Origin of the sequence: Niallia circulans (assembly GCF_003726095.1) — a bacterium.
Taxonomy (GTDB): Bacteria; Bacillota; Bacilli; order Bacillales; family Cytobacillaceae; genus Niallia; species Niallia circulans_A.
This window is the reverse complement of record NZ_CP026031.1, coordinates 1,454,462-1,469,691: the sequence shown is the minus strand read 5'-3', so window position 1 is coordinate 1,469,691 and position 15,230 is coordinate 1,454,462. Positions and strand designations below refer to the sequence as shown.

Genomic DNA, 15,230 nt, shown 5'->3' with positions numbered 1-15,230 from the left:
AGCTTTTTTAATATGATCAAAGAACTGATGGAAGTTTTTCTATTGGTTTATTTTCTTTTCTTTCTTTTCTTCTTGACCATCCACGTACTTTAAACGAAAGAAGGCAGCGATCGCAGCGATTAATGTGATTGCACTTAGTAAATAAAATTGTAAATGGTCGATATGCTTCATTAAAATTGCCATAATAGGTGGTCCTGCAGCGACTCCGATAAACCGCATACTGCTATATATACTTGTGATGGTTCCTCTTTCTTTTTTTTCAATTCCCTCCGTAATAAGGGCATCAAGAGGTGGTAAACTAGCACCAATGCCAATGCCAGCCACTGTAAGAAAGAGAATGATAAACCACATATTGTCCGAGAAGTTGAGTGCAATCGTACCAATAATGATTGCAAGCAATCCAATAAAAGTAATCCAGCGCATTAAGTTTTTGTCTTTTTTAATTTTTTTCCCGGTAATATAGGAAGTAAGACATAAAGCACCAAGCGGTATAGCAAGATAGAGCCCTTTTTTAACATTTTTTATATGATATTTTTTTTCTAAAATATCTGATAGGTAAAACATTTCGGCAAATAATACAAACATAACGATTACCCCAATAAAGAAAATGGCATAGAGCCATTTTTTATCTTTATGCATTGTTTCTTTTGTATGCTGAATAAATTCCTTAAATGGTGCAGGTTTTTCTTTACTTTTTGGTGATTTTACAAAGATCAAAATCAAAACGATGGAAACCAAACAGAAGACAGGAATAGACATAAATGGGATGAACCAAATAAATCCTGCCAAAAAAGCTCCAAGAATGGGACTAAGTACTTTCCCAAAAGTGTTAGCTGTTTCAATAACTCCTAAAGTACTACTAACTTGTTCTTCATCCTTAAACAAATCACCTACTAGTGGCAATACTATTGGGAAGGCCCCAGCTGCTCCAACACCTTGAAGAGCCCGTCCAATAAGGATAATCCAGTAACTGTTATCCATCAGCCATGCAGCTAAACCAGAAATTACACCGCCAACACCTGCGATTATTAGGCTGGGGATAATCACTCGTTTACGACCGATACGATCAGATAGATATCCTGCCACTGGAATTAATATGATCGCTAAAACGGAATAGACTGTAATAATCATACTAACTTGAAAAGAGGATATATCCAGCTTTTTTTCAATCGAAGGCAATACTGGAATCAGCATACTGTTTCCAAGGGTCATTACTAATGGGATGGAAGAAAGTGAGAATATCGCCATTTTTGAAACCTTGACATTTTGCTTCTTCGCTGTCTTTTGTGCTTTGTTTGTAAGGTTTACTATGTTTTTATCATCATTTACATGATCCATTTTCATTCTCCCTGCTTTCAAATAGTTAACTATAGTTAATATGTACAGTCATGGCAAAAAATAAAGCATTTTCTTTCATCCAAAAACTGGATTTCATTATTTGGTTTACAAGCACTTTTCGTACAATAATATGGTATGATGAAATAAAAATAGTGGTGGTGTTTAATTAGTGGGGAAAATTATCACACTTAGTATTGGGAAGGAAAAAACATTTATATGGAAAAATAAAAGTATTTCTTCCGCGATTGGCAAAGAAAAAGTGAGTGAAGTCAGTCTAACATTTGATGGTTTTGTAGGCGATGGTGTTGCTAATCCAGCATTTCATGGTGGCAAGGAAAGGGCTGTCTGTTATTATCCTTTTGAACATTATAAAAAATGGGAAGACGAATTTAAAACAAAAATAAATCCTCCGGCGTTGGGGGAAAATATATGCGGAACGGAATTCACAGAAAAAAATACATATATTGGGGACATTTTTTCTTTAGGAAATGCTATTGTTCAGGTAACACAAGGAAGAGTACCATGTTCAACCATTTCAAAATATAATCAGATTGATCCATTTTTAAGTAGAATTGTGGAAACTTGTTATACCGGCTATTTTTTAAAGGTATTAGAAGAAGGCGTAGTCAGCGAACATTCTACGATGGAGCTAATAGAACGTCCGCAGAACAAGATATCAGTTTGGGACGCAACAAAAGTAATGCTTCTTGATCGTACAAATAAAGAAGCAATGCTTTCCATCCTGCAAATTGACGAATTAGCAGAAGATTGGAAGAATCGCTATAGAAAGGCACTTCAAAAAGTAAAATAAATTTTTGGGGAAAATGGTTGACTTTTATGTGAGAGTTCACTATTATGTAATTAACATATCGAACGGCAATGATGAAGAGTAGTATCTTTATTGAAAACGTCAGAGAGCTGGTGGTTGGTGTGAACCAGTGTGGACGATAAAGAGAATGGACTTCTGAGCTTCTAAACCGAACCAACCTTTGTAGTAGGCTTTAGCGAACGTCTCATCGTTACAAGAGACAGAAATTTGTCTAATAAAGACTGATTTCTTAAAGTGAGCTTAATTTTATTAAGCTAATGAAGGTGGCACCACGGGTTTCTCGTCCTTTTTATAGGAGAGAGACCCTTTTTTATTTTCAAAAAAATATGGCAAAACAATGAGGAAGAGTAGTAAGTATAAGAAAGATGTTAAAGAGAGTCGGTGGCTGGTGTGAACCGATACATTGATTATACTGAATGGACTTCTGAGTGGGGGCTTGAAAAAGAAGTAGGGCCTGACGGTATCCCCCGTTACTGGGATAGAGTATAATATTGTACTCGTAAAGAGAGAGTGAAGCTTCGCTCTAACCAGAGGTGGTACCGCGGTTTATGAATCGTCCTCTATTTGCAAATAACAATGCAAATAGGGGACTTTTTTTATAGAATTTTATAGATGAGCACTTTTCAAAAGCATCTGACTAGGAGGATTTATGATGGAAAATAGCATTTTGTTAATCGATGAAATCCAAGGAGATACACTGACACCCATTAGTATTTATCAAAGATTGTCTGGAAAAAAGAAATTTTTGCTCGAAAGCTCATTAAAACATGAAGATTCTGGAAGATTTTCTATCATTGGCTGCGATCCAACCTTTGAAGTTATAGGGAAAGGATTGGAAACAACTATTGTGGAAGGGGAAAAGCGAGAACAAAGAAAAGGAAGAGCACTCGATTTTATTAACGAATTTTTACCTGAAAACAAAGCGACGCTTCCCTTTCAACTACCAGTTAATGCGGGAGCATTTGGATATGTTGGGTATGACAATATCAGACTATATGAAAACATTGGCCCAGAAGCAAAGGATGAAATCGGGATTCCAGATGTGCATCTAATGTTTTTTGAAGATTTGGTAATTTTTGATCATTCAGAACTTAAAGTTTATTTAATTGCTAGCCCATTAAAGCACACAACAACGGAAAAAGAGTTAAAGTTCCGCCTTCAGATAAGAAAGTTAGAGATTACTGCACCATATAAAGAAGATTCACCTGAAGTAAAGGTAACTCCCTTTCAAGCAAGTATATCAAAAGAACAATTTATGGAGAAAGTGAAGAAAGCAAAACAATATATTTTAGAAGGAGACATCTTTCAAGTAGTTCCATCGCAGAGAATGACAGCTGAGATAGAAGGATCACCATTTTCTTATTATCGTAAATTGCGTATCAAAAATCAGTCCCCTTATATGTATTTCTTTGATTTTGAAGATTATGCAGTGCTCGGAAGTTCTCCTGAGAGCTTAATTAAAGCCGTAAATGGCAAAGTCATTACCAATCCTATTGCAGGTACAAGACCAAGAGGTAAGACGAAGGAAGAAGATAGCCAGTTAGAACAAGATTTACTATTGGATGAAAAAGAATTGGCGGAACATAAAATGCTTGTTGACTTAGCAAGGAATGATGTTGGGAAAGTGAGTAATTTTGGCAGTATTTCGATAGATAAATATATAAAAGTAGAAAAGTTTAAGCATGTTATGCACCTCGTATCGGAAGTAAGTGGAGAATTAAAGAAGGATTACTCGTGTGTAGATGCTTTAATTTCTTGCTTGCCTGCGGGAACAGTGTCAGGTGCACCTAAAATTAGGGCAATGCAAATTATAAATGAATTAGAAGGAACAAAACGAGGTATTTATTCTGGAGCTGTTGGCTATTTTTCCCAAAATGGGAATATGGACTTTGCTTTAGCAATTCGCACGATGGTTATTAAAGGCAAAAAGGCATTCATTCAAGCTGGAGCAGGAATTGTTCATGACTCTATTCCAGAAAAGGAATATGAAGAAACAATCCATAAATTAAAATTATTTTTGGAGGGACAACATGATTTTATTAGTCGATAATTATGATTCTTTTACGTATAACTTATTTCAATATTTAGGGGAGCTGGGAGAAGAGATAAAGGTTGTTCGAAATGATGAAATAACTGTAGAGGGAATTCGGACATTAAATCCTCATGGAATTGTTTTGTCTCCTGGACCAGGCAGGCCAGAAAATGCAGGCATCTTAATCGAACTTATCCAATCCCTTTATCAAGAATATCCAATTTTAGGGATTTGCTTAGGGCATCAGGCAATTGGATATGCCTTCGGTTCTGAGATAGTAAAGGCAGTAAATGTCATGCATGGAAAGACATCGACTTTACGAGTTACTGGTCATCCCTTTTTTCATGCTATGGAGGAACCGATTGAAGTGATGCGTTATCACTCTCTTGTTATTAAAAAAGGTACATTAACGAAGGAATTTGAGGTTTTGGCTAGTTCAACAGATGACCATGAAATTATGGCGATCAAACATAAAGATTATCCGTTGTATGGCTATCAATTCCATCCAGAATCGATTGGGACCGAGAGCGGCAAGCAATTTTTGCAAAATTTTATCAATGAAACTCGAGAGGAAGTGCAGAGATGAAACAATATGTGGAGAAAATCATGGCTAATGAATCATTAACTGAAACAGAAATGGAAGGGGCCGCTGATCTTCTTTTTTCTGATGACATTACCGATACAGAAATTGCTGCTTTTATGACAAGTTTAAAAATGAAGGGAGAAACAGTGGAAGAGATCGTGGGTATTGTAAAAGCCGTTCGTAAACAAACATTGTCTTTTGCTGAGCCTGTCAGTGGATGTATCGATAATTGTGGAACAGGTGGAGACAAATCACAAAGCTTCAATATTAGCAGCACGTCGGCATTTGTGTTAGCTGGAGCTGGAATTCCTGTCGCTAAACACGGAAATCGCAGTATTTCTAGTAAGACGGGAAGTGCAGATGTATTAGAAGAGCTTGGCATTAAGCTAAATATCACTCCAGAACAAAACATGCAGCAATTAGAAGAAGTTGGGATCACTTTCTTGTTCGCGCAACATGTGCAGCCGAAAATGGGGAGAATTATGAAGGTTCGCCGAGAATTAAGACTTCCAACTATATTCAATCTAATTGGTCCATTAACCAACCCAATTTCTTTGGAAAGCCAGGTGTTAGGGATATACAGAAGTGATTTATTGCTTACCTTTGCGGAAAGCTTACGGAAACTTGGTAGAAAACGAGCAGTTGTATTAAATGGAGCAGGTGGAATGGATGAAGCTTCCCTGCAAGGCGATAATCAGCTTGTCATTTTACAAAATGGAAGAATAGAGAAAATCGTCCTTACTCCAGATGATGTTAATCTGCCATATTATACAAATGAACAAATACGTGGAGGCGATGCTAAGGAAAACGCAGCTATTTTATTAAAAGTGTTGAAAGGAGAAAAAGGTGCATATCGAGATACAATCCTATTAAACGCTGGCATTGGTATCTATACAGCTGGAAGAGCGGAAAGTATTGGAGAGGGAGTCCATATAGCAAAGGAAAGCATTGACTCTGGAGCCGCACTTTATAAGTTAAACCAATTAGTAGAGGTTAGTAAAGAATTGGAAGGGGCAGGGATTTAAGTGACAACCATATTAGATAAAATTATTACAAAAAAAAGAGAAACAATTGCTGACCTTTATGAGAGAAAAGAAGTACTGCATACGAAAAAGCATTCTTTTAAAAAAAGATCCTTTATAGAGAAACTGAAGGATGCGGAAAAGTTAGCAATTATAGCTGAGTTTAAACGGGCATCCCCATCAAAAGGGGATATAAATATCGATAAAGATCCGAAGGAACAGACGAAAATGTATGAAATATATGGTGCAGATGCCATTTCTGTTTTAACGGATACCCCATTTTTTAAAGGCACATATGAGGATTTGGCGGAAGTAAGAGATACAGTAAATCTGCCGATTCTCTGCAAGGATTTTATCGTCGATAAAATCCAAATTGATTTTGCGAAATATTATGGAGCGGACATTATCCTATTAATTGCTGCAGCTTTAAAAGATAATGAACTTCATGAGTTATATACGTATGCAACAGAAATTGGTCTGGAAGTGTTATTAGAGGTTCACAATGAAGAAGAGCTAGAAAGAGCTTTGAAGACAAAGGCGCAATTAATTGGGGTCAATAATCGGAATTTAAAAACATTTGAAGTAACATTAGATACTACCGAGAAACTGGCAGGGAAAATTAAAGAAAGTGGCAGGTATATGATTAGTGAAAGTGGCATCTCCACATATACAGATATCCAAAAAGTTAGTGCAAGCGGAGCAAATGCTATTTTAGTAGGGGAAAGTTTTATGAAAGCAGCGGATCTTGAAACAAAAATGAAAGAAATGAAAGTGTCTATAAGGGCGGAGATAGAATGAATGTAAAAATTTGCGGAATTACAACAATAGAAGCAGCAGCATGTGCTGTTAGCTATGGTGCAAGTGCAATCGGTTTTGTATTTGCAAATAGTAAAAGAAAAATAAGCGAAGAAGAGGCTAAGGATATTATCGCTACTCTTCCTAAAGATTTAATGAAGGTAGGCGTTTTTGTCAATGAGTCCAAAGAAAATATAATGAAAATTGTGAATGTTACAGGCATCAATGTAATTCAGCTTCATGGTGATGAAACGGCAGAATTCGCAGCAAGTTTTTCCTTGCCAATCATTAAAGCATTTAGTATTTCCACGCCAGAGGATTTAAAACAAGTGGCAGCATATCCTTGTGACTATGCACTACTTGATAGCCCGAGAGGAAAGTATCATGGCGGAAATGGAATAGCGTTTGATTGGAATTTGATAAAGGATTATGACTTTGGCAATAAGAAAGTTATTCTTGCCGGCGGTCTAAACGAAAATAATCTTACGGAAGCATTAGAAACCACCCATCCATTTATGGTCGATGTAAGCAGCGGCGTGGAGACAGATGGCAAGAAAGATTTAGAAAAAATAAGAGTTTTTTTAGAATTAGCAAAAACTGTTCAAATTTAAGAAAAGAGGGAGCTTATTATGACAGAAACTTATGTTTATCCAGATAATAGAGGCCATTTTGGAAGGTATGGAGGTAGATATGTTCCGGAAACTCTGATGCTGGCAGTGACAGAGCTTGAAGCGGAATATAAAAAGGCACAAGAAGACCCTGCTTTTCATGAAGAATTAAATAATCTCTTAAAGGATTATGTAGGCAGAGAAACACCGCTATATTATGCAGAAAATCTTACAAAATATGCTGGCGGTGCAAAAATCTATTTGAAAAGAGAGGATCTAAATCATACTGGTGCTCATAAAATTAACAACTCTCTTGGGCAAGCACTTCTTGCAAAAAGAATGGGCAAAAAGAAAGTTGTTGCAGAAACAGGAGCAGGCCAACATGGAGTAGCAACGGCGACAGCATGTGCCTTATTAAATTTAGAATGTACGATTTTCATGGGAGAAGAGGACATTCGAAGACAGAAATTAAATGTCTTTCGAATGGAGTTATTAGGCGCAAAGGTTGTTAGTGTTACATCCGGAAGTGCTACCTTAAAAGATGCGTGTAATGAAGCCTTACGTTATTGGGTAACAAATGTGATAGATACTCATTATATTCTTGGGTCAGTTATGGGACCACACCCATTTCCGATGATGGTACGTGACTTTCAAAGTGTTATTGGTAAAGAAGCGAAAAAACAATACATCGAAAAAATTGGCAGGCTACCTGAGGCGATTGTGGCATGTATTGGCGGCGGCAGTAACGCAATGGGAATATTTTATCCATTTATTGAAGAGGAAAGTGTCGCTTTACATGGAGTAGAGGCTTCAGGACATGGCCTTGATACAGATAAACATGCTGCATCATTGTCGAAAGGAAAACCAGGTGTTTTACATGGTTCATATATGTACTTATTACAAAATGAAGACGGTCAAATCCAAGAGGCACACTCTATTTCAGCTGGTTTAGATTATCCTGGTATCGGTCCTGAACATAGCTTTCTACATGATATCGGACGTGCTAACTATGAATCTGTTACAGATGACGAAGCCTTTGAAGCACTACAATTACTATGTAAGATCGAAGGAATTATCCCTGCTTTAGAAAGTGCGCATGCCATTAGTTATGCAGTAAAACTTGCAGCGAAGATGGATAAAGAGGAAGGCATTATTGTTTGTTTATCTGGTAGAGGAGATAAGGATGTAAATACAGTTATGGAAAGAATGGGGGAGTAAGCGGATGATTACAATTGAAGCAGCCTTTAAAGCGACACTTGATAAAGGGGATAAAGCTTTTGTTCCATATATTATGGCTGGAGATGGAGGACTGGAAACATTAAAGGAGAAAGTACTTTTTCTTGAAGAAGCAGGCGCAACAGCAATTGAGCTTGGCATTCCTTTTTCTGATCCAGTTGCGGATGGACCGATTATTCAAGCAGCAGGGATTCGTTCTCTTCAAGCGGGCACTACTCTTAAAGGGGTATTAGAAACTATACAGTCGTTTAGAGAGCTAACGAATATCCCGCTTGTTATCATGACTTATTTAAACCCTATTTTAGCCTATGGCGTGGAGAATTTTTTTCAGGATTGTGAAAAAGCTGCGATTAATGGATTAATCGTACCTGACTTGCCTGTTGAAGAAGAAGCATTACTAGAGGAAGTAGCAGCAAAACATTGTGTTGAAATTATTCGATTAGTAACCTTAACAAGCCCATTAGATCGCATCGAAAATATTGCCAAAAAAGGGAATGGCTTTTTATATGCTGTAACTGTTACCGGTATAACAGGGTCTCGAACAAGCTTCCAAGCTCATTTAGGTACCCATTTATTAAAGGTCAAGGAAGTTAGTCCTATCCCTGTTCTTGCTGGATTCGGAATATCTTCTCCTGAACATGTTGTCAGCATGACTGAGTATTGTGATGGTGTCATTGTAGGAAGTAAAATTGTACAACTATTTTCTGAAAATAAACTGGAGGAAATAAAAGCATTAATAGCAGCTAGCAAAAAAGGGAATACATTACCCGCTATTTAAGTTTGGAGCATGAGTTCCATTTAGTGATAATAGTGAACAGGATTGAAAAATCGCAAATTTCTGTATTTTATTATAAATTAAAAAGGAAGGTTTCAGTAAAGTCACTTGTTATTTACCCGCAGGCTGAATACACTTCGCTTGCCGTGGGGGTTACTGCATTCAGCCTGCGAGTGTTACCACAAACCTTCTTACTTAAAATTAATCAAAAACCCCAAACATACGAATTTTAGTGTATGTGTATAATTGTTTGGGGTTATATTTGATTGAAATACTTATGTCCCAATCTGAATAGAAAGAAATGGTTTATACTAATATTCATCAGTTAGCAAGCTAACATGAGAATGTTTTTCTTTGTTATTTAGTTTTGTTCGAATGCTTCTAACGTCGTATATTGGCTAAAAAAATGCGCAAATTATTTCCAAATCACGGATCATTAGCTCAATAGCATTCTGTCCTTCTTGTCTCCTAGCAGTACTGGAAACTCTCCTACATATTACTCTCCTAAATTTATGTTTCGATATAATCGTTTATTTTCTTTCGTCAGCTCCTTGATTAGCGGAGATACTGCATGTTGTTTAAAAGAAAATTCTGGAGTGATATAGGAAAAATATCTGGTAATTGGCCTATTTTTGATCCGTAATATTTTTAGACTTCCCATGGAAAATTCTTTTTGGATAGCGTATTTAGAGAGAATAGAAATGCCTAAATCAGCTTCGATTGATTCTTTAATAATCTGTATGCTCCCAAATGACCGAATCATTGGCGGGGAGAATGCCTGGTTTTGAAAAAACTGATTAATAATCTGCCTCGTACCGGACCCCTCTTCCCTTAGGATCCAAGTTTCCTCATATAAATCGCTTAATTCCACGAATGTTTGATGGGCAAATCGATGATTTTTACTGACGATGATTACTAATTCATCTTCTTTAAAAGGTGTAATGGATAGGTGAGGGTGTGCTTTTAAAGGACTATCAATGATACCTAAATCAATTTCTCCACGTAAAAGTTGATCAACAATACGGTTCGAATTTCTAATACTTATCATTGGTTTCTCTTGGTTATTATTGATTCTAACATTGTTAGCCATTATTTTTGGCAGTAAATACTCTCCAAATGTAAAGCTTGAACCGATGGTGAGAGGACGGCTTTCTTTTTCGGAAAGGTGTTCAATTAAATTATTTACTTCCTTGTATTCCGATAAAATTTTCTTAGCATGAAAATAAAATAGTTCGCCTGCTTTTGTTAGCTTTACATACTTATTCGTTCTGTCTAAAAAGGTAATATTATACTTTTTTTCCAAGGCTTTAATAGAAAGAGTTACTGCTGATTGCGTAATATGTAAGCTTTCTGCGGCTCTCGTAAAATTCAGTTTTTCAGCAACTGTTACAAAGGTTAAGAGATGATAATCCAAAAAAAACACGCTCCTTTATAAGACATAGAATACATGATACATGAAGAAAGCAATATCGAGATTACCTAAAATAAGAGACAATACATTCTTTCTATCTATTATACTAAAAACTAGTAAAGAAAAAAGATTAATTAATAGAATAATCTAAAAATAAAGAATATTAACTAAATTATTATTTCTTTTTTTAATTATAAACAAGCAATCAGTCCTTACTCCTATTTTCATAAATGTTTTCTTCTGTAATTATTTCGGGATGATAAATATTTTTCTTGTAGAAAAAGTGAATTGCTAATATAATCAATAATGATTCTCATTATGATGGTATTTGGTAAAAGATTACATTGTGCGCTTTAGAAGAATCGAAGCAAGAGAAGGTTAGGATTTCGCAATAATAAATAAAGAGAAAACTAGTTTGATTGGTAAAATGGTAAATAAAACGATAGGAGTGAAGGAGAAAAATCATGATAAAACGCTTTTTTTCATATTATAAGCCACATAAAAAATTATTTACACTCGACTTTTCCAGTGCAATAGTGGTTGCTTTATTAGAGCTGGCATTTCCACTTGCAGTCTCTTGGTATATTGATGAACTACTTCCCGAAGGTAATTGGAGTAGTATTTTATCTGTAGGAGTAGGTCTGTTGCTATTATATGGTATCAGTACTTTTCTTCAATACATTGTTAACTTTTGGGGACATAAATTAGGGATTAATATTGAAACAGATATGAGAGGTCAATTATTTACTCATGTACAAAGACAATCCTTTTCGTTTTTTGATAATACCAAAACGGGACATATTATGAGTCGGATTACCAATGATTTATTTGATATCGGGGAACTGGCCCATCATGGACCAGAGGATTTATTTATTGCTATTATGACATTTGTCGGTGCATTTTGGATTATGCTTACGATTAATATTAAACTAGCACTTATCGTTATCTTTATTGTTCCAATTCTAGTTTGGTTAATTACATACTGTAACCGAAGCATGAACAAAGCTTGGGGACAAATGTATGGAGATATTGCAGATGTTAATGCAAGAGTGGAAGATAGTGTATCTGGGGTTCGTGTTGTTCAATCATTTACAAATGAAGAGTTTGAAATTTCTAGATTTACAGTGAATAACCGAAGATTCCGCAAAGCAAAAATCGGAGCATATAAAGTAATGTCGATTACTTCTTCTTCTGTTTATATGTTAATGCGATTTTTCACATTAGTCGTTCTAGTATTTGGTGCCTGGTTAACTTTTAATAATCAGATGAAAATTGGCGAACTAGTATCTTTTATCCTTTTTGTAAATATATTACAAAAACCGATTGATAAAATTAGTGCAATTTTGGAACTTTATCCGAAAGGAATGGCAGGATTTAAACGGTTCTTGGAGTTGTTAGATACGGAACCGAAAATCCAAGATCGCGATGATGCAATTGAAGTAGAATCCTTAAAAGGAAATATCCATTTAAACGATGTAAGCTTTGGCTATGATAAAAATCCTGTCTTGAAAAATATTAATCTTTCCATTTCGGCTGGGGAAACAATTGCTTTTGTAGGTCCATCCGGAGCTGGAAAGACTACGATTTGTTCATTAATACCACGTTTTTATGATGTAAATAGTGGTAGTATTAAAGTTGATGGTATCGATATTCGTGATATGACAATGAGTTCATTAAGATCACAAATTGGAATCGTACAGCAAGATGTCTTTTTATTTACAGGTACACTGAAAGAAAATATTGCATATGGAAATTTACATGCTACAGATGAAGAAATTCACGAGGCAGTAAGAAGAGCACATTTGGAAGAGTTAGTGCTTAAATTACCAGAAGGATATGAAACACAAATTGGGGAAAGAGGATTAAAGCTTTCTGGTGGTCAAAAACAAAGGATTGCCATCGCTCGGATGTTCCTAAAAAACCCGCCAATTTTAATATTGGATGAAGCCACTTCTGCCCTAGATACAGAAACAGAATTAATTATTCAAAATTCTTTAAATGAACTAGCTAAAAATCGAACTACTTTAATTATTGCTCATCGACTTGCAACTATTCGTAATGCTGATCGCATTGTAGTAGTTACTGAAAATGGGATAGAAGAAGAAGGAAAGCATGATGAATTATTAGAGCGTAATGGTATTTTTGCTAACCTTCATCGTGTTCAATATCAACGATAAACATATGGTCTGTACTTTTAAAGGTGCAGACCTTTTTTTATGGGTTGGTCACAACAATGAAGAATCCACAATTAAATTAAACAAAAAAACATAGGTTAGAAGGAAATAAAAAAAATATTGTTATTAATATCCAATATGCGATATATTGGATATAAGTTTTCGTGATTAACAAAAAAATAGGGGGGGAACAATTGAGACCAATCATTTTAGGGATATTTTCAGCTTTGTTTTTTGCGTTTACTTTTGTATTAAATCAGTCCATGGAAATAGGAGGAGGAAGCTGGATTTGGAGTGCTTCCCTGCGTTATTTTTTTATGGTCCCGTTATTGCTCCTAATAGTTGGGTGGAGAAGGAATTTAACAGCAGTATGGAAAGAATTAAGAGACAATCCAGTTACTTGGATCTTTTGGAGTTCAGTAGGATTTGGATTGTTTTACGGTGGTATTTGTTTTGCTGGAGCATATGGACCTGGTTGGCTGGTTGCAGGAACATGGCAGCTTACTATTATATCTGGAACATTGCTTGCTCCCTTTTTTTATGAGCAAAAAATGGACGGAAATGGCCGTATTCAAAAAATCAGAAGGAAAATTCCTTTTAAAAGCTTAACCTTTTCCATGTTAATTGTATTGGGTATTATCATTATGCAGCTTGAATTTGCCGTATCTATTTCCTTAAAGAATGCATTATTTTGCCTTATTCCAATTCTTATTGCATCCTTTGCCTACCCACTAGGTAACCGGAAAATGATGGAGGTATGTGATGGGAGATTAGATGTATTTCAAAGGGTACTAGGTATGACTGTAGCAAGTATTCCTTTTTGGGTTCTATTATCAGGTGTTGGTGCATTCACATTAGGATTACCTGGAAAGCAACAAGTGTTTCAATCTGCTATTGTGGCCATATTTTCCGGTATAATTGCTACCATCTTATTTTTTGCCGCAACAGATTTAGTAAAAGACAATTTGATTAAATTAGGAGCGGTAGAGGCAACACAATCATTAGAAGTTTTATTTGCCTTAATAGGAGAAGTTCTATTTCTTTCTGCCCCATTACCTAGCCATTTAAGTTTTTTTGGTATCTGTTTAGTTATGTTTGGAATGGTTTTACATAGTGTATATTCAAGTAAAAAATTACACATAAATAGAAGCATGGAAGCATCTTCATAAATGTTACGATCATATGTTGAAGATAAGGTAAAAATTTTGTTAAAACCCTAATGATTTTATGAAGTTTTGTTAGACTTATCGGAATTTTTTACTTTTTTATCCCTATTCGTTATACTATGGTAATGAGTAGGAAAGGCAAATTTAGAAGTTGAATATGTTAGTCAGAAGAAATGATTTGAATTTTGTTACTACGTGGATTGGCAAAAAATTTTAGAGGATTATTGCAAACAGTTTATTTAGCATAGCATGAACATGCTCTGTTTCAAAAATCTAGTTATGGTAAAAAAAGATAAATATACAGCTTAAGAATACGGAAATTCTGACAGTCGTGTTTTTTGGCTATCACTTCTAAAAATAATCATTAGGAGGAACAGCAAAATGACAAAGAGGTTAGAAGACAAAGAGATTAAATTAATCGCACTAGATATGGATGGTACTTTATTAGATGAAAAAGGAGAAATTCCAGAAGAAAATAAAAAAGCGATTAAAGAGGCCCATGACCAAGGACTGCATGTTGTATTAAGTACTGGTCGAACTATTGCAACTTGTAGAGATCATGCAAAAAGTCTGTTATTAAACTCTTATTTAATAACGGTAAATGGTAGTGAAATATGGGATATGAATGGTAATTTAATCGAAAGAAATCTTGTCGATGCAAGCAATATTCAATGGATGTGGGAATTAGCACAACAGCATAAAGCTAAAATGTGGGCTGCTAGTTGTGAGAAAGTCTGGGTAGATGAAATGCCAGAAGACATAAATAAATCAGAATGGCTCAAATTTGGCTATCATATAGAAGATGATAAAGTTCGTGAACAAGTCTTAACAAGTTTAAACGAGAAAAAATGCTTTGAAATCAGCAATTCTTCCCCAGTAAATATTGAAGTCAATGCGCTTGGTATAAATAAAGCAAAAGGACTTAAAAAAGTATGTGAACTTTTAGATATTACAATGGATCAAGTACTAGCTGCTGGAGACAGTTTAAATGATATTAGCATGATTAAAGAAGCAGGAATAGGCGTGGCAATGGGAAATGCACAAGATATAGTGAAACAGACAGCAGATGTTGTTACCTTGACGAATAATGATAATGGTGTCGCTTATGCAATCAGAAAATGGGCCTTAAAAAAAGAAATGGCCGGGATAAAAGAATAATCACTTACTGACAAATAGAACAAAAATTTTTTTGCTATTCTTATAAATTTCAAAAAACGATTGAAACAATAGTGAAAACTGCTTATAATTAGAAAAAAGAAAA

Annotated in this window: 13 protein-coding genes and 2 other annotated features; of the genes, 11 read left to right on the top strand and 2 right to left on the bottom strand. The window is 35.3% G+C overall.

Features of this window, described 5'->3' with window-relative positions:
- Positions 1-39: 39 nt before the first annotated feature.
- Positions 40-1,338 (bottom strand): bacillibactin exporter BcbE, encoded by a 1,299-nt coding sequence (locus tag C2I06_RS06885; RefSeq protein ID WP_123257741.1) that lies wholly within the window; start codon positions 1,336-1,338, stop codon positions 40-42.
- A 169-nt stretch (positions 1,339-1,507) separates the two neighbouring features.
- Here C2I06_RS06885 and C2I06_RS06880 point away from each other — a divergent pair, with 169 nt between their 5' ends.
- The 8 genes from C2I06_RS06880 (at position 1,508) to trpA (ending at position 9,221) form a co-directional block, all read left to right on the top strand.
- Entirely contained in the window at positions 1,508-2,149 is a 642-nt protein-coding gene (locus tag C2I06_RS06880; RefSeq protein WP_123257740.1) for an MOSC domain-containing protein, read from the top strand.
- A gap of 59 nt (positions 2,150-2,208) precedes the next feature.
- Positions 2,209-2,458, top strand: a binding site (T-box leader).
- 37 nt (positions 2,459-2,495) lie between these two features.
- Positions 2,496-2,731, top strand: a binding site (T-box leader).
- Positions 2,732-2,819: 88 nt separating this feature from the next.
- Entirely contained in the window at positions 2,820-4,217 is a 1,398-nt protein-coding gene (gene trpE, locus C2I06_RS06875) for an anthranilate synthase component I (protein ID WP_123257739.1), read from the top strand.
- The gene (locus C2I06_RS06870) at positions 4,198-4,785 is read left to right on the top strand and encodes an anthranilate synthase component II (protein WP_123257738.1); all 588 of its coding nucleotides are present in this window, start codon (positions 4,198-4,200) and stop codon (positions 4,783-4,785) included. Before trpE ends, C2I06_RS06870 begins: the two co-directional genes overlap by 20 nt.
- Positions 4,782-5,807 carry an anthranilate phosphoribosyltransferase gene (gene trpD, locus C2I06_RS06865; RefSeq protein WP_095328929.1) on the top strand — a complete coding sequence of 342 codons (1,026 nt, stop codon included), beginning with the start codon at positions 4,782-4,784 and terminating at the stop codon, positions 5,805-5,807. The genes C2I06_RS06870 and trpD overlap by 4 nt, the downstream gene beginning before the upstream one ends.
- On the top strand, positions 5,808-6,602 hold the full coding sequence (trpC, locus tag C2I06_RS06860) for an indole-3-glycerol phosphate synthase TrpC (RefSeq protein ID WP_123257737.1): 795 nt from the start codon (positions 5,808-5,810) through the stop codon (positions 6,600-6,602).
- The gene (locus tag C2I06_RS06855; protein ID WP_123257736.1) at positions 6,599-7,210 is read left to right on the top strand and encodes a phosphoribosylanthranilate isomerase; all 612 of its coding nucleotides are present in this window, start codon (positions 6,599-6,601) and stop codon (positions 7,208-7,210) included. The genes trpC and C2I06_RS06855 overlap by 4 nt, the downstream gene beginning before the upstream one ends.
- Positions 7,211-7,228: 18 nt before the next feature.
- Positions 7,229-8,425 carry a tryptophan synthase subunit beta gene (gene trpB, locus C2I06_RS06850; RefSeq protein ID WP_123257735.1) on the top strand — a complete coding sequence of 399 codons (1,197 nt, stop codon included), beginning with the start codon at positions 7,229-7,231 and terminating at the stop codon, positions 8,423-8,425.
- 4 nt (positions 8,426-8,429) lie between these two features.
- Positions 8,430-9,221 carry a tryptophan synthase subunit alpha gene (gene trpA, locus C2I06_RS06845; RefSeq protein ID WP_095328925.1) on the top strand — a complete coding sequence of 264 codons (792 nt, stop codon included), beginning with the start codon at positions 8,430-8,432 and terminating at the stop codon, positions 9,219-9,221.
- 493 nt (positions 9,222-9,714) lie between these two features.
- Here the strand turns inward: trpA and C2I06_RS06840 are convergent, their stop codons facing one another.
- The gene (locus C2I06_RS06840; RefSeq protein WP_249928284.1) at positions 9,715-10,641 is read right to left on the bottom strand and encodes a LysR family transcriptional regulator; all 927 of its coding nucleotides are present in this window, start codon (positions 10,639-10,641) and stop codon (positions 9,715-9,717) included.
- Between the two features lie 452 nt (positions 10,642-11,093).
- Between C2I06_RS06840 and C2I06_RS06835 the strand changes: the two genes are divergently transcribed.
- The 3 genes from C2I06_RS06835 to C2I06_RS06825 all read left to right on the top strand — a co-directional run bounded on the left by C2I06_RS06835 (position 11,094) and on the right by C2I06_RS06825 (position 15,127).
- A complete protein-coding gene (locus C2I06_RS06835) occupies positions 11,094-12,806 on the top strand; it encodes an ABC transporter ATP-binding protein (protein WP_095328923.1) in 1,713 nt (570 codons plus the stop codon).
- A 191-nt stretch (positions 12,807-12,997) separates the two neighbouring features.
- Positions 12,998-13,972 carry a DMT family transporter gene (locus C2I06_RS06830; RefSeq protein ID WP_095328922.1) on the top strand — a complete coding sequence of 325 codons (975 nt, stop codon included), beginning with the start codon at positions 12,998-13,000 and terminating at the stop codon, positions 13,970-13,972.
- Between the two features lie 378 nt (positions 13,973-14,350).
- Positions 14,351-15,127 carry a Cof-type HAD-IIB family hydrolase gene (locus tag C2I06_RS06825; protein ID WP_095328921.1) on the top strand — a complete coding sequence of 259 codons (777 nt, stop codon included), beginning with the start codon at positions 14,351-14,353 and terminating at the stop codon, positions 15,125-15,127.
- The last annotated feature ends 103 nt before the right edge of the window (positions 15,128-15,230 follow it).